The sequence below is a fragment of the Bradyrhizobium erythrophlei genome (genome assembly GCF_900142985.1).
GTDB classification, from domain to species: Bacteria; Pseudomonadota; Alphaproteobacteria; order Rhizobiales; family Xanthobacteraceae; genus Bradyrhizobium; species Bradyrhizobium erythrophlei_B.
This window is the reverse complement of record NZ_LT670849.1, coordinates 453,660-468,842: the sequence shown is the minus strand read 5'-3', so window position 1 is coordinate 468,842 and position 15,183 is coordinate 453,660. Positions and strand designations below refer to the sequence as shown.

At 62.3% G+C, this 15,183-nt stretch carries 13 protein-coding genes; 6 read left to right on the top strand and 7 right to left on the bottom strand.

Features of this window, described 5'->3' with window-relative positions; genetic code table 11:
- Nucleotides 1-73 precede the first annotated feature (73 nt).
- Both BUA38_RS02065 and BUA38_RS02060 read left to right on the top strand, forming a co-directional pair.
- Nucleotides 74-1,081, top strand: coding sequence for a quinone oxidoreductase family protein (locus tag BUA38_RS02065; protein WP_156898353.1), 1,008 nt, complete (start codon nt 74-76; stop codon nt 1,079-1,081).
- 8 nt (nt 1,082-1,089) lie between these two features.
- Nucleotides 1,090-2,154: a YeeE/YedE family protein gene (locus BUA38_RS02060; RefSeq protein ID WP_072816460.1), complete on the top strand. Its 1,065-nt coding sequence runs from the start codon at nt 1,090-1,092 to the stop codon at nt 2,152-2,154.
- On the opposite strand, the gene BUA38_RS02055 is transcribed toward BUA38_RS02060, so the two are convergent.
- The 3 genes from BUA38_RS02055 to BUA38_RS02045 all read right to left on the bottom strand — a co-directional run bounded on the left by BUA38_RS02055 (nt 2,151) and on the right by BUA38_RS02045 (nt 6,333).
- On the bottom strand, nt 2,151-3,365 hold the full coding sequence (locus tag BUA38_RS02055) for a bifunctional alpha/beta hydrolase/OsmC family protein (protein ID WP_072816458.1): 1,215 nt from the start codon (nt 3,363-3,365) through the stop codon (nt 2,151-2,153). The genes BUA38_RS02060 and BUA38_RS02055 overlap by 4 nt on opposite strands.
- Before the next feature lie 60 nt (nt 3,366-3,425).
- Nucleotides 3,426-4,751 carry an MFS transporter gene (locus tag BUA38_RS02050; RefSeq protein ID WP_072816456.1) on the bottom strand — a complete coding sequence of 442 codons (1,326 nt, stop codon included), beginning with the start codon at nt 4,749-4,751 and terminating at the stop codon, nt 3,426-3,428.
- Nucleotides 4,752-4,905: 154 nt separating this feature from the next.
- Nucleotides 4,906-6,333 (bottom strand): amidase, encoded by a 1,428-nt coding sequence (locus BUA38_RS02045; RefSeq protein ID WP_072816454.1) that lies wholly within the window; start codon nt 6,331-6,333, stop codon nt 4,906-4,908.
- A gap of 93 nt (nt 6,334-6,426) precedes the next feature.
- Between BUA38_RS02045 and BUA38_RS02040 the strand changes: the two genes are divergently transcribed.
- The gene (locus BUA38_RS02040; RefSeq protein WP_072816452.1) at nt 6,427-7,269 is read left to right on the top strand and encodes an alpha/beta hydrolase; all 843 of its coding nucleotides are present in this window, start codon (nt 6,427-6,429) and stop codon (nt 7,267-7,269) included.
- A 109-nt stretch (nt 7,270-7,378) separates the two neighbouring features.
- Here BUA38_RS02040 and BUA38_RS02035 read toward each other — a convergent pair whose 3' ends face one another.
- Nucleotides 7,379-8,155 (bottom strand): SDR family oxidoreductase, encoded by a 777-nt coding sequence (locus BUA38_RS02035; RefSeq protein WP_072816450.1) that lies wholly within the window; start codon nt 8,153-8,155, stop codon nt 7,379-7,381.
- Nucleotides 8,156-8,330: 175 nt separating this feature from the next.
- Here BUA38_RS02035 and BUA38_RS02030 point away from each other — a divergent pair, with 175 nt between their 5' ends.
- Nucleotides 8,331-9,410, top strand: coding sequence for a tartrate dehydrogenase (locus BUA38_RS02030; RefSeq protein WP_072825749.1), 1,080 nt, complete (start codon nt 8,331-8,333; stop codon nt 9,408-9,410).
- A gap of 160 nt (nt 9,411-9,570) precedes the next feature.
- Here the strand turns inward: BUA38_RS02030 and BUA38_RS02025 are convergent, their stop codons facing one another.
- The 3 genes from BUA38_RS02025 to BUA38_RS02015 are packed head-to-tail and all read right to left on the bottom strand — an operon-like array spanning nt 9,571 to nt 12,732.
- Nucleotides 9,571-10,482 (bottom strand): NAD(P)-dependent oxidoreductase, encoded by a 912-nt coding sequence (locus BUA38_RS02025; protein WP_072816448.1) that lies wholly within the window; start codon nt 10,480-10,482, stop codon nt 9,571-9,573.
- A 34-nt stretch (nt 10,483-10,516) separates the two neighbouring features.
- The gene (locus BUA38_RS02020) at nt 10,517-11,764 is read right to left on the bottom strand and encodes a Zn-dependent hydrolase (RefSeq protein WP_072816446.1); all 1,248 of its coding nucleotides are present in this window, start codon (nt 11,762-11,764) and stop codon (nt 10,517-10,519) included.
- Between the two features lie 32 nt (nt 11,765-11,796).
- Nucleotides 11,797-12,732, bottom strand: a complete 936-nt coding sequence (locus tag BUA38_RS02015) for a LysR family transcriptional regulator (RefSeq protein ID WP_072816444.1) — start codon at nt 12,730-12,732, stop codon at nt 11,797-11,799.
- A 114-nt stretch (nt 12,733-12,846) separates the two neighbouring features.
- Here BUA38_RS02015 and BUA38_RS02010 point away from each other — a divergent pair, with 114 nt between their 5' ends.
- Nucleotides 12,847-13,665 carry a putative hydro-lyase gene (locus tag BUA38_RS02010; protein WP_072816442.1) on the top strand — a complete coding sequence of 273 codons (819 nt, stop codon included), beginning with the start codon at nt 12,847-12,849 and terminating at the stop codon, nt 13,663-13,665.
- A 267-nt stretch (nt 13,666-13,932) separates the two neighbouring features.
- Nucleotides 13,933-15,177, top strand: a complete 1,245-nt coding sequence (locus BUA38_RS02005; protein WP_072816440.1) for an ABC transporter substrate-binding protein — start codon at nt 13,933-13,935, stop codon at nt 15,175-15,177.
- Nucleotides 15,178-15,183 lie beyond the last annotated feature (6 nt).

Genomic DNA, 15,183 nt, shown 5'->3' with positions numbered 1-15,183 from the left:
GCTGGCCGCGGGCATTGTCGCATGGACGAAAACTGCGCTAAGCGTGGGTCACCGTTTCAATCCGGAAGATGCGATGCTGTCAGAGAACAAGAAAAGCGCCGTCGAAGCGCGGTGCGTCCGGCTGAATGCCAAGGTCGCGACGTCGGCCGAGGTGGCCCCGGCCGTCGAGCGGCAACTGCTGTCGCGCGGTGACGGAGAGGTGCTGATCGAGATCAAGGCCGCCGCCGTCAATCCCTCCGACATCAAGGCGGCGACCGGACTGATGCCGTACGCGGTGTTCCCGCGAACCTCGGGCCGCGACTATGCCGGCGTCGTGATCGAGGGGCCGTCCAGCATGATCGGCCGTGAAGTGTTCGGCTCCTCCGGCGATCTCGGCATTCGCCGGGACGGCACCCATGCCTCGCATCTTGCCGTCGAGGCCGATGCGGTGGTGGAAAAGCCAAAGAACCTGTCATGGGCCGAAACCGCCGGGATCGGCGTGCCGTTCGTGACGGCGATCGAAGGCTTTCGCCGCGCCGGGATGCCGGAGCGCCAGGAGACTGTGGTTATCTTCGGTGTGACCGGCAAGGTCGGCCAGGCCGCGGTGCAGATCGCGACGTGGCGCGGCGCGCGCGTGATTGGCGTAGCACGCAAGCACGAAGCGTATGGCGGCCATACCAACGGGCCCGTCGAGATGATCGACTCCTCGACGACCGACGTGGTGGCGCGCGTACGCGAACTGACGAACGGCAAGGGCGCCAACATCGTGTTCAACACGGTCGGCGATCCCTATTTCCAGGCCGCGCACAAATTGCTGGCGCTGCGCGGGCGGCAGATCCTGATCTCCGCCATCGACCGCATCGTGCAGTTCAATATTCTCGAGTTCTATCGCGGCCAGCACTCCTATTTCGGCATAGATTCGCTCGGACTGCCGTCCATCCCGACGGGAGCCGTGCTTCGCGAATTGGTGCCGGGCTTTCTCAGCGAACATCTTAAGCCGTTTCCGATCAAGCCGGCGGCGATCTACCCGCTCGAAGACGCGAAGGCAGCGTTTCTCGCGGTTGCAGGTTCGTCGCGTGACCGAATCATTCTGCGGCCATAACCGATAAGATGCCGCCGGACTTCAACATCGTCGTTGGCGCAGGCCTGTTGATCGGGCTTGCTTATGGCGCTGTCGGGCTCCTGAGCGGCTTTTGCCTGTTGAGCAGCCTGCGCGGCTGGTGGGCGGAAGGCGACAGCCGTCTGATCCGGACCTTTGCGCTTGCGCTTGCGGTTGCGGTCATCGCGACGCAGTCGCTCGCGGGATACGGCGCCGTCGATCTTTCCAAATCGGTCTATCTCCAGCCGTCGTTCTCTATTCCGCTGATGTTCGGCGGCGGCCTGTTGTTCGGTTACGGCATGGTGCTCGCAAACGGCTGCGGCTCACGCGCGCTGGTGCTGCTCGGCCGCGGTAACCTGCGCTCGTTTGTCGTCGTCATCGTGCTTGGCATGACAGCGCAAATGACATTGCGCGGATTGATGGCGCCCGCGCGGATCGCACTGTTGCAGGCGACGACGACCAAGCCGGCCCACCTGACGCTGCCGGAGTTGCTGATGGCCGGCGGCGGGCCTTCGGCGCGGATCACGGTTGCTTTGGTGATTTCGGCGGCCTTGATCGTCTTCGCCTTTGCGCATGCGCCGTTCCGGCGCGCAAGCGGGCAGGTCGCCGCGGGGATTGCGGTCGGCCTCCTGGTAACCGCGGGCTGGTTTGCAACCGGTTATCTCGGCGCGGACGAGTTCAACCCCGCGGCCGTCACTTCGCTCACCTTCATCGCGCCGGTCGTCGACGCCGTGCAATATGTGATGCTGTCGACCGGGCTGACGCTCAACTTCGGCATCGCGATGGTGTTTGGCGTATTCGCCGGCAGCCTGCTGACGGCGCTTGTGACACGGCGCTTTCGCCTCGAAGGCTATACGTCGCCGCAGCACATGCTTCGCTCGATCATCGGCGCCGCGTTGATGGGATCGGGCGGCGCGATGGCGCTGGGTTGTTCGATCGGGCAGGGGCTGACGGGGATTTCGACGCTGGCGCTCTCTTCGTTCGTCGCGGTAGCAGGCATCCTGCTGGGCACAGCCGCCGGCCTGCGTGGCGCGCTTCGCGTTCAACCACTGGAAGCCTCAGGTGCCCCGCGCTAATCCGTCGCGCTGGTGAGGATCCGCACTTCCGACGTCAAGGTACGGTGCACCGGGCACTTGTCGGCGATCTCCAGCAGTCTCTTGCGCTGCTCGGCGTCCAGCGCGCCTTCCATGGTGATCACCCGCTCGATCTGGTCGAGCATGCCGGCCTTGGTTTCGCACTCGGCGCAGTCTTCGGCGTGAATCTTGTTGTGCCTGAGCGTGACCGTTGTTCGTTCCAGCGGCAGCGCCTTGCGATCCGCATAAAGCCGCATCGTCATCGACGTGCAGGCGCCCAGACCCGCCAGCAGTAAATCGTAGGGGGCAAGCCCGGTATCGTCGCCTCCGGCGGCGACCGGCTCGTCGGCGAGCAGTTGATGCGGGCCGACGGAAACCATTTGCTGGAATTTACCATTGCGGGTTTCGCGTACCACGACCTCGCGTGGCGCTTCGCTCGCCTTGTCGTCCGCCGTCCTGGCATCGAGATAGCGCGACGCCCAGGCGGAGATGACATCGGCGACGTAGGCGGCGTCGCGCCGGTCGCTCAGCAGGTGATCCGCACCCGAAAGCGAGACGAAGCTCTTGGGGTGCCTGGCCGTGACAAAAATGCGGGTCGCATTGTCAATGCCGACGGTGTCATCGGTCGGCGCGTGCATCACGAGCAATGCTTTGTGCAGCTTTGTGATGTGTTCCATCAGGCTGTGCTCGGCGACGTCGTCGAGGAATTCGCGCTTGATGGTGAAGGGCCGGCCGGCGAGTGATACTTCGGCCTGGCCTTCTTTACGGATTTTATCGATTGAATCGGCAAACTGGCCGGTGACATGGGTCGGATCGGACGGCGCACCGATGGTCACGACCGCCGTGGCCTCCGGAATCTGGCCAGCAGCGGCCAGGATCGCAGCGCCGCCGAGACTGTGGCCGATCAGAAGTGCGGGCGCTTTGTGGACTTTGCGCAAGTGGTCGGCGGCGCGCACGAGATCGGCGACATTGGAAGAGAACGTCGAATTGGCGAAATCGCCTTCGCTCGAGCCGAGACCCGTGAAGTCGAAGCGCAGCACGGCGATGTTCTTGGCGGCGAGCGCAACCGCGATCCGCTTGGCCGCCAGCACGTCCTTGCCGCAGGTGAAGCAATGCGCAAACAACGCATAGGCATGGATTGGCCCCTCCGGGGTATCCAGCGCGGCGGCTAGTTGGCCCCCCGAACCCGGGAATTGAAAGCGTTCGGTTGGCATGAGCGTCTCCGTATTTGCGCAGCCTCACCTCTTTAAGAGGTGAGGCTTCCGAGAGCGGTTCTATTCGTGGCGATGCATCGCCGATTCATGCTTGGTGTCTCGCATGGTCGAGTAAATGATCAGCGACAGGAAGATGATGCCGGAGAGATAATAGTAGAACCATTCCTCATGGCCCACCGTCTTGAAGTAGAGTGCGACGGCCGGCGCGGTGCCGCCGAAGATCGAGACCGTGATCGAATAGGGCAGGCCGACGCCGAGCGCGCGAATCTTGGTTGGAAACAGCTCGGCCTTCACGACAGCGTTGATCGACGTATAGCCCGCCGTGAAGATCCAGGCGCCGCAGATCAGGAGGAATGCCATCCACGGCGATTTGCTGCCCTTCAGTTCGGTCAGGATCGGCACGGTGGCGAGCGTGCCGACGATGCCGAAAAACACCAGAACCGGCTTGCGGCCGACCCGGTCCGAGATCGCGCCGTAGATCGGTTGCAGGATGGTCGCAAAGATCAACGAGCCGAAGATCACGGTCGTGGTCTGGTCTTCGGTGAGGCCGACCGACTGCCTTACGAACGTCTGCATGTAGGTCGTGAAGGTGTAGAAGGCCGCCGTGCCGCCGGCCGTCAGTCCGACCACGAGCAGAAGCTCGCGGGGATATTGCAACAGGCCAAGGATCGAACCGGTCGGCTTCACGACCTTCTTGGCTTCCTCGAACGCCTCGGTCTCTTGCAGGTTGCGGCGCATGACCGCGGCGACGATCGCGAGCATCGCGCCGATCACGAACGGAATCCGCCAGCCCCAGGCCTTCAACTCGTCGGCGGTAAGGAACACCTTCTGCAACAGCAGAAGCACTATGATCGCCGTCAACTGTCCGCCGATCAGCGTGACATACTGGAAGCTCGAGTAAAATCCGCGGTGCTTGGCGTCGGCAACCTCGCTGAGATAGGTGGCGCTGGCGCCGTATTCGCCACCAAGGCTCAATCCTTCGATCACGCGCGCCAGCGCCAGGATCGCAGGCGCCGCCAAACCGATCGAAGCGTAGGTCGGCGTCACCGCGATGATCAGCGATCCGAAGCACATGCAGACGACCGACAGCGTCAGCGACAACCTGCGGCCATGATGGTCGGCGAGATAACCAAACAGCCAGCCGCCGAGCGGGCGAACCAGGAAGGTTGCGGCAAACAGCACGGCGGCGTTGAGCTGCTGCACCACGGGATCGCTGTTCGGGAAGAACGCCGGCGCGAAATACAAAGCGAACGCGGTATAGGCGTAGAAGTCATACCACTCGACGAGATTGCCGACGGAACCGATGAAGATCGCCTTTACCCGACGTTCGACGTCATGAATATCGAGATGGTCGTCTGCGTTCGCAGTTGCAGCTTGCTCGGTCACGTTTGCTCCCCCCGGAAGGTCTGCGCCGTTGCGTTTGCAATCGGCGAACTCGTTATTTCTTGATATGGATTATAGCGGCGGACGCGACGTTCGCTAGTGTGGCGGTCCAGAAGTCCGCATTCAGGCTTCCTGGAATGGTTCCGCGCGCCATGGATTATTGCGGTGCGGGTCTGGGATCGATCGGCGTGGTATCGCGGACCCCCAGAATATCCTCCAGTATCCTAGCGCCGGCGAGCAATGGCGCTTCGCCGCGCGGTGCGGCGACCATTTGCAATCCGACCGGCAATCCCGAAGCGGTAAATCCACACGGCAACGACAGCGCCGGACAGCAGGCGAGCGTGATCGCGTACACGATGCCGAGCCACTCGACGTAATTGTCGAACTTTTTGCCGGCGCATTCGGCGACATAGCGATTCTCGATCGGAAACGGTGCGACGATCGTGGCCGGCGACAGAAGCAGGTCGTAGGTCTTGAAGAATTCGAGCGTGCGCATGGCAAGCGCGATACGCTGGGCTTCCGCGCGTTCAAGCTTTTCGACGGAAAGCTTCAGGCCCTCCTCGATGTTCCAGATCACCTCCGGCTTGAGATATTCGCGTTTGGTGCGCAACAGCTCGGCCTTGGTGATCGCAAAATCGAAGGCGCGCAGTACATGGAAGCATTCATGGGCCTCGCGCAGATCGGGATGGGCCTCCTCGACAATCACACCGGCCTCGGCGAAACGAGAGGCTGCCTTGCGGGTGATCGCGGCGACCTCGGGATCGACCGGCGTGATGCCGAAATCGGGCGAATACGCGACGCGCTTCGGTTTCTTGCCGGAACGCGCGGCGGACAAAAACGACGCCGGCAGGCGGGGCAGGGATAGCGGGTCGGCGGGATGCTCGCCGCTCATCGCGTCCAACATCAGCGCGATGTCCTCGACATTGCGTGCCATCGGCCCGTGAACCGTCAGGTTGCGGTCGATCTTGAAGGCGGGGCTGTGCGGCACGCGGCCGATGCTGGGGCGCAGGCCGACGACGCCGCAAAAGCTTGCGGGGTTGCGTAGCGAGCCGCCCATATCCGTGCCATGGGCAAGCCATGCCGTGCCGGTCGCGAGCGCCACTGCCGAGCCGCCGGAGGACCCCGAAGCGGAACGCGACGGGTCCCAGGGGTTGCGCGTCGCGCCGAATACTTCGTTGAAGGTATGGGCGCCGGCGCCGAATTCCGGCGTGTTGGATTTCGCGTAAACGACGGCGCCGTTGCTCTCGAGCAGTTCAACGACGATGTCCGATTGCTTGGCGATCGTATCCTTGAAGATCGGCGACCCTTGCGTAGTCTTCACGCCCGCGACGTCGGTGAGGTCCTTGATCGGGACCGGAAGTCCAGCGAGCAGGCCACGTTCGCCCGGTGGTTTTTGCATCAGCGCTTTGGCACTCGCTCGTGCCCGATCGAAGCAAAGGATCGGCAGCGCATTGGTCTTGCCGTCGACCTCGGCGATGCGGCGCTCCAGCGCGTCGAGCAGGTCCAGCGGCGTGACCTCTCCGGAATTGAGCCGGTCGACGATGGCGCATGCCGTTGACCTTAGAAGTGCCTGATCCGATGGCATTCGAGTTTTCCTCTTTTTCGATAGGCGATTGTCTAACCCTGTAAAACACCTTACGACAAGGCGGAAACATAAGCAGATTGCCGGAGGCAGGATATGACCACGCCATTTGACGCGCTTGACTGGCGCAGCCTGAGCCAGGAGGCGCTCGACCGCGGGCTCAACAATGGTGGCGCGGTCGCCGGCAGCGGGAACATGGTCGAGGGCTGGGAAAAGCTTTCGGCGGAAATGCGAGCGCGGCACAGCGCGCACCTCAACCTTTCGTATGGTCCCCGCGAGCGCAACCGGATCGATTTCCTGAAGGCGGCGCCGAACGCGCCGACACTGCTATTCATTCATGGCGGCTACTGGCAGATGCGGTCGAAGGATGCCTTTACGACCTTTGCCTCAGGTCCGATGGCGCATGGCATCAACGTCGCGCTGATCGGCTATACGCTCGCGCCCGACGCCACGCTGGAGCAGATCGTCGCGGAAATCCACGCCGGGATCGACCATCTCGCCGGGCGTTTGCCGGAGCTTGGCGCCGACGCCAATCGGTTGGTTGCATCCGGCTGGTCCGCGGGTGGCCACCTGACGGCGATGGCGATGCTCAACAGGCACATCAAGGGCGGGGTCGCGATTAGCGGCATCTACGACCTCGAGCCGATCCGCCACTCCTATCTCAACGTCAAGCTCGGCCTCGATGAGGCGATGTCCAAACGGAACTCGCCCATGCTGCTGACGCACGATGTCAAGCCGATGGCGCTGACGGTTGGCGGTGCAGAGCTGCCGCTGCTGCGCCAGCAGACGGCCGATTTCGCCGGCTATCGCGCCCATCACGGCCTGCCGGTAACTTACGAAGAAATTCCCGGCGCCAACCATTTCACCATCATGGATGAAATGGCGAAGCCGGCCGGGCGGATCACGACCATGATCCGCCAGGTCATCGAGCAGATTTAACGCGTTTCCCGGATGCTGCGCAGCGTGCAACGGTGCGCTGCTGATCCGGGATCAATGGGTCCCGGCTCTGCGGAGCAGCGTATGGAACGCTGCACCGCGTCCGGGAAAGCTAACCCCAACCGGCCGCGATGCCGCCGTCGACGGTGAAGATCACGCCCGAGGTATAACCGGAGCGGTCGGAGGCGAGAAACGCCATCAGGTCGCCGATCTCGCGCGGATGGGCGGGACGGCCAAGCGGCAGACCTTTCTGGAATTCCTTATAGCGATTTTCGTCGCCGAGCTGGTTCTTGGCGCGGGTTTTCAGCAGCGTGACGTGGCGGTCGGTGCCGACCGGGCCCGGATTGATCCCGACCACGCGAATATTGTCAGCAAGGCTCTTGCTGCCGAGCGCGCGGGTGAACGACATGATCGCGGCGTTGCCGGTCGAACCGCAGATATAATTGGCGTCGAACTTCTCGCCGGCCACGCCGATATCGTTGACGATCACGCCGTGCCCACGCGCCTTCATCTGGGCGTAGATCGCGCGCGTGATGTTGATATAGCCGAACACCTTCAGTTCCCAGGCGTGACGCCAGGTCGGCTCATCGATCTTGTCGATCGAGCCGCCAGGAATGTCGCCGGCATTGTTGACGAGAATATCGATGTCGGCGGCCTCTTTCACCAGCCGCGTAATGTCTTCCGGCTTGCGCAGGTCCGTCACAATGGTCGCGGCATCGATCTGGTGCGCCGAGCGCAGACGATCCGCCAGCGCCTTGAGTTGCTCGCCGTTCCGGGCGGCCAGCAGCAGGTGCGCGCCTTCTTCGGCAAAGCTTTCGGCCGCGGCCGCGCCAATGCCCTTCGAGGCGCCGGTGATGAGGACGCGTTTGCCGCGCAGATGAAGATCCATGGGATACTCGCTAAATGAGGGGCTGAAAGGAAATGAGGGGTCTTTTCCCTTAGGCCGCCTCTTGTAAGACGGTCAACATTGCACTGCACCGTTGCACCCCATCCAACTTTGGTCCATTGCAATTCTCATTATCAAACCGGCACTGGTTCCGGCAACGAAGGTCAAGGATTTCCCGATGAGCGGCGCAAAGAAACAATACCGGATCGCGGTCATTCCCGGCGACGGGATCGGCAAGGAGGTGGTGCCGGAGGGGCTGCGCGTCATCGAGGCGGCGGCGAAAAAGCACGGCGTGGCTCTGCATTTCGATCATTTCGATTTTGCCTCTTACGACTATTACGAAAAGCACGGCCAGATGATGCCGGACGACTGGAAAGAAAAGATCGGCAAGCACGATGCGATCTATTTCGGTGCGGTCGGCTGGCCCGCGAAAATTCCCGATCACATTTCCTTGTGGGGCTCGCTCATCAAATTCCGGCGAGAGTTCGATCAATACGCCAACCTGCGCCCGGTGCGGCTGATGCCGGGCGTGCCGTCGCCGCTCGTGGGCCGCAAGCCGGGCGATATCGATTTCTGGGTGGTGCGTGAAAACACCGAAGGCGAATATTCATCGGTCGGCGGACGGATGTTCCCGGACACCGACCGCGAATTCGTCACCCAGCAGACGGTGATGACGCGCACCGGCGTCGATCGCATCCTGAAGTTTGCGTTTGAACTCGCAGCCTCCCGGCCGAAAAAGCACCTGACCTCGGCGACGAAATCCAACGGCATCTCGATCACCATGCCCTATTGGGACGAGCGCGTGGAGGCGATGGCCAGGAACTATCCGAAGGTGAAATGGGACAAGTATCACATCGATATTCTGACCGCGAACTTCGTCCTGCATCCGGACTGGTTCGACGTCGTGGTCGGCTCGAACCTGTTCGGCGATATTCTTTCCGATCTCGGTCCGGCCTGCACCGGCACCATCGGCATTGCGCCGTCGGGCAACATCAATCCGGAGGGCGATTACCCATCCGTGTTCGAGCCGGTGCATGGTTCGGCGCCTGATATCGCCGGGCAAGGCATCGCCAATCCGATCGGCATGATCTGGTCGGGCGCAATGATGCTGGAGCATCTCGGCGAGAAGGACGCGGCAGCCGCCATCGTCACGGCCATCGAGCGTACGCTCGGCGAACGCACGCTGCGCACGCGCGACCTCGGCGGCAATGCCGACACGACAGCTTGCGGCAAGGCCGTTGCGGAGATGGTGGAGTAGGGGACGGCTGCCTTCCTTTGATGTCGTCCCTGCGAAAGCAGGGACGACCCATAACCACAGAACATAGTTGTGTGACCGCCGAGGCCGCAGCGCATTTAGCAGGCTCGATTGGTGGTTATGGGTCCCGGCTCGCGCTTCGCTTGGCCGGGACGACAGAGATTTAACCTCTCGCAATCCTTCGACAGTGTTCCCACGCTGCGTGGATCAGGTTTTCGCTCGCTTCCGGCGTGCGGAATGCCGAGTGCGCCGACAGCGTGACGTTCGGGATCTTGGTCAGCGGGTGATCTGACGGCAGGGGCTCGATGTTGAACACGTCGAGCCCGGCGTGACGAATGTGGCCCGACTTCAGCGCCTCGATCATCGCAGCTTCATCCACCACGGCGCCGCGTGCCGTGTTGATGAGGATGACGCCGGGCTTCATCGCCTTGATGCGTTCGCGGCTAATGAAACCGCGAGTGTCGTCATTGAGCAGAAGGTGCAGCGAGACGACGTCGCTCTGCGCCAGCAGTGTCTCGAGCGAAACGAATTCGACGCCGGAAAATTGTTTCGGTGAACGGTTCCAGGCGATCGTCTTCATGCCGCTGCCGAGCGCGATGCGCGCCACTTCCGCCGCGATGCCGCCGAACCCGACCAGGCCGAGCGTCTTGCCCGTGAGCTGCATGCCGTCTTCGCGCAGCCAGTTGCCGGCGCGCATCTCGCGGTCCATTTGAGCGATGCCGCGCGCTGCCGTCCACATCAGCGCGATTGCGCATTCGGCCACTGCCGTATCGCCATAGCCCTTGATCAGGTGAACGGTGATGCCGAGCTGGCTAAGTTCCTCCGGGTTCATGTAGCTGCGGGCGCCGGTGCCCAGAAACACCACGTGCTTGAGGCCGTTGCAGCGCTTCGCGATATCGGTCGGCAGCGCGGTATGGTCGATCACAACGATCTCGGCGCCGTCGAGCAGCGCCGGCATGTCTTCGGATTTGATGTCGGCATTGCGGTTGACGTGCACGGCCGGATCGCCGGATTTGTTCTGCCGCTCGAAAATATCCGCAAGCGACCCGTTGGCATCGACAAAAACCCCGCGCACGATACTCTCCCTGTTCTTTAAAGACTGGCCGCGCTCACGACGCGACGCCGGCGAGCGCCAGCACTGTATGCATCAAGACGTTCGCGCCGGCAGTGCAGTCGACCTGCGTAGCGTCTTCGAGTTCGTTGTGGCTGATGCCGTCCTTGCAGGGCACGAACACCATGGCTGCCGGAATCTTCGTATTGAGATTGCAGGCGTCGTGGCCCGCACCCGAGGTGATGCGGCGATGCGAGAAGCCGAGTTTCTCGGCGGCACTTTCGACGGCGTCGACAAGCTTGGGATCGAAATGGGTCGGCGGCTTGCGCCAGATCAGGTCAACCGCGACCTCGACCTTGCGGCGGACCGCGATCTCCTTGATGGCGGCACGCAAGTCGGAGTCGAGCGCGTCCATGATCTTGGCGTCCGCGCTGCGGCAATCCATGGTGAAGGCGATTTCGCCGGGAATGACGTTGCGGGAGGGATTGGCGATCACGGCCTCGCCGATGGTGCCGACCGCGTTCGGTCCGTGCTTCCTGGCGATCGCTTCCATCGCCAGCACGATCTCCGACAGCGTCGCAAGCGCATCGCGGCGAAGCTGCATCGGCGTCGAGCCGGCATGGCTTTCAAAACCCGTGATCTTGCCGTCATACCACAGCACACCCTGGCCGGAATCGACCACGCCGATGGTCTTGCCCTCGGCTTCGAGAATGGGCCCCTGTTCGATGTGCAGTTCGACAAAGCCGGAGAATTTCTGAAAACCGACGGGCTTGTCGCCGCGATATCCAATACTATCCAGCGCTTCGCAGACGGTCGTGCCCTCGGCATCCTTGCGTGAGAGGATGTCGTCGGTGGTGAAATCGCCGACATAGGCGGCAGACGCCATCATCGCGGGCGCAAAGCGCGAGCCCTCTTCATTGGTCCAGTTGGCGATGCAGATCGGAAGCTCGGTCTCGATCCCGGCATCGTTGAGCGTGCGGACGACTTCGAGCGCGGCGAGTGTGCCGAGCACGCCATCGAACTTGCCGCCGGTCGGCTGGGTATCGAGATGCGAGCCGAGGCCGATCGGCGGCTTCGACATGTCGCGGCCCTTGCGAAGGCCGAACATCGAGCCCAGCGCGTCGACATGCACTTCGAGGCCGGCGGCCTCGCACGCCTTGCGAAACCAGTCGCGCACCTGCTTGTCTTCGGGGCCAAGCGTCAGCCGCCGCACGCCGCCTTTGGGTGTGGCGCCGAATTTCGCGGTCTCGTGAATCGTGCCCCAGAGGCGGGCGGAGTCGATTTGCAGGTTGGATGCGGCGGGCATGAGATTTTCCGGTGATGAGGACGGACGCTGATTCAATGACGCGCTCTTCGCGGCGCGTCAATAATCGGTAGCCCCACAGTCGCACTGTTGCCTTGCGCGATTTTGGCGGCAAGGTCGACGACGCGCTCGACCGCGGTCTCCTCCGGCGAGGTGAGCCAGGCCGCGCAGAAGGTCAGTGGCTTGATCTGGAAGCTGGTTTTGAGCTCGGACAGCTTGCCGTCGGCGAGCTCGTTTTCCACGATCGCGGCGGGTATGACGGCGATGCCCAAGCCCTCGATCGCCATATGGATGACGGTCGCGAGCGAAGCGCTTGCGTGCAACCGGATCGGCGGCAGATCGGGACGGTTGAACAGCGAGCGCACCGTCTCGTAGGGCTGCGTCTTCCGCGCGAAAGTAATAATCGGGAATTTGGCCAGCTCCTTGAGCGTGAACGGGCCTTTGCCGAGGCCAAGTGAGGGGCTGGTTACGAAGCTAACCGGATAATCGCACAGCACGCGGTTCCGCACGCTTGGGCCCGACAGCGGGCCCAACACAAAGGCGAGCTCGATCTCCTGCGCGAACAGGCGCGCGCTGAGATTCGGCGTGATGTCGACCTCGATCTCGAGCGACAGGTTGGGATAGTCGGTGTTGACGCTCTTGACGAGGCGCGGCAGCCAGGTGTGCACGATGGTTTCGGCAACGCCGAGCCGCAACGCGCCGCGCATCGCCGAACGATCGCCGACTTCCGCCATCATTTCAGCGCGCAGGCCGATCAGCTTCTCGGCATAGACCATCAATTGCCGGCCGCTCGCGGTCGGCGACACCACGCGATGATCGCGGTTCAACAGCTTGACGCCCATTTCGCGCTCGAGCTGGGCAATCCGCTGCGAGATCGCCGGCTGCGTGGTGTTGAGGCGCTGGCCGGCGCCGCGGAAGCTGCCGAGCGTCACCACCCAAAGGAATGTCTCGATAGACTTGAAGTCCACCATTTGCCGGGTCCTACAGTGATAAGTTTGAATTATCCAAACTGATTAGAAAGTACGATTAGACATTATAGTACTGACGGGTTTCACTGATGTCGAGATCGTAGGCAGGAAGACATCATGACCATTTCTGCGGCAGTGCAGTCGTCCACTGGGGGCGGGGACTTGCTACCAAGCCGGGAGGCGCGGCTTGCCTACCGTTCCGGCAAGGCCGGATCCACCGCCGGCGTCGCCAAAGGCTTCGTTCAGGGCAATCTTGCGATCCTGCCGGAAAAGTTCGCAGGCTCGTTCCACCGTTTCTGTCAGCTCAATCCCAAGCCGTGCCCGATCATCGGCATGTCCGATGTCGGCGATCCCCGCATTCCCTCGCTCGGCCTCGATCTCGATATCCGCACCGATGTGCCGCGCTATCGCGTCTGGCGCGACGGCGAGGTGATCGAGGAGCCGACCGACGTCAAGGCGCACTGGCGCGACGACCTCGTTGCTTTCGTACTGGGCTGCTCGTTCTCGTTCGAAGAAGCGCTGTTGGCCGAAGGCCTGCCGATCCGTCATATCGAGCACGATATCCGCGTGCCGATGTACCGGACCAATGTCGCCTGCCAATCGGCCGGACCGTTCGCGGGCCCCATGGTGGTGTCGATGCGTCCTTTCAAGCCGGCGCAAGCGATCCGCGCGGTGCAGATCACCACGCGCTTTCCATCAGTGCATGGCGCGCCGGTTCATCTCGGCCACCCGCATTCGATCGGGATCAAGGACATTGCCAAACCCGATTATGGCGATCCGGTCCCGGTCGAGGCGGACGAGATCCCGGTGTTCTGGGCATGCGGCGTCACACCACAGGCGGTGATTGCCGCGGCCAAGGTGCCGTTTGCTATCACGCATGCGCCGGGTCTGATGCTCGTGACGGATTTGAAGAACAGGGACCTTGCCGTACTTTAACCGGGCCGTACTGTAACTGGAATGAGCATTACCAGTGGTCCAATTCCAACATTCGCACCCCGGCCGCGGCAGGCAATTTTGCGAATGTTGGAATTAAAGGACCACTAGCAAAGTGTGAATAGCTCGTGGAGTTTTGGATTTGGCATTCGCTTTACGAACACGCGGCAACAGACTAGCGAATGCTCAAATCCACTCCACCAGTGCCGTTCTTTGAGGCTTTACGCTTGCCCTCAATCGTTTCATAGCCGCGATACAGAGGATTGTTAGATGACCATCTCCCGCCGAAACGTGTTGCTCGGAGCCACCGCCAGCGCTGCGCTGCTGCCGATGGCGGCGCGCGCCCAAACCTCCGAAGTGGTGATCGGCGTGATCTATCCGCTGTCGGGTGCGAGCGCCCAGATCGGCGTCGATGCACAGAAGGCGTTCGAGACCGCGGCCGAAATCATCAACAAGAACTTCGACTACGACCTGCCGCTTGCGCGCGGCGAGGGCCTGCCGGGTCTCGGCGGCGCCAAGGTGCGGCTCGTCTTTGCCGACCATCAGGCCGATCCGCAGAAGGGCCGCGCCGAGGCCGAGCGCCTGATCACGCAGGAGAAAGTCTGCGCCGTCATCGGCACCTATCAGAGCGCGGTAGCCGTTACCGTGAGCCAGATTTGCGAGCGCTACCAGATCCCGTTCATGTCGGCGGACAATTCCTCGCCGAGCCTGCATCGTCGCGGCCTGAAATTCTATTTCCGCGCCTCACCGCATGACGAAATGTATTCCAAGGCGATGTTCGACTTCTTCGACGTCATGAAGAAGAAGGGCACCAAGATCGAAACCTTGTCGCTGTTCCATGAAGACACGATCTTCGGCACCGACTCCGGCAACGCGCAGACCAAGCTCGCGGCCGAACGCGGCTACAAGATCGTCTCTGATATCAAGTATCGCGCCAATTCGCCGTCGCTCTCCGCTGAAGTGCAGCAGCTCAAGGCGGCCAATGCCGACGTGCTGATGCCCTCGAGCTACACCACCGACGGCATTTTGCTGGTCAAGACCATGGGCGAACTCGGCTACAAGCCGCCGGCGATCGTGGCGCAGGACGCCGGCTTCTCCGAAAAGGCGCTGTATGACGCAGTCGGCGACAAGCTCGAGGGCGTGATCTCGCGCGGCACTTTCTCGCTGGATCTGGCGCAGAAGCGGCCGATGGTCGGCAAGATCAACGACATGTTCAAGGAAAAGTCCGGCAAGGACTTGAACGATTACTCGTCGCGGCAGCTCATGGCGCTCGTGTTGATGGCGGAAGCCATCAACCGCGCCAAATCGACCGACGGCGAGAAGATCCGCGACGCGCTGGCGGCAACCGACGTTCCCGGCGAGCAGACCATCATGCCCTGGAAGCGCGTGAAGTACGATGAGACGGGTCAGAACAACGATGCCGATCCGGTCCTGCTGCAATATGTCGGCGGCAAGTTCGTCACCATCTTCCCGGCGCAGGCGGCAGTTGCCGAAGCCTCCTGGCCGATGAAATAAGCGACG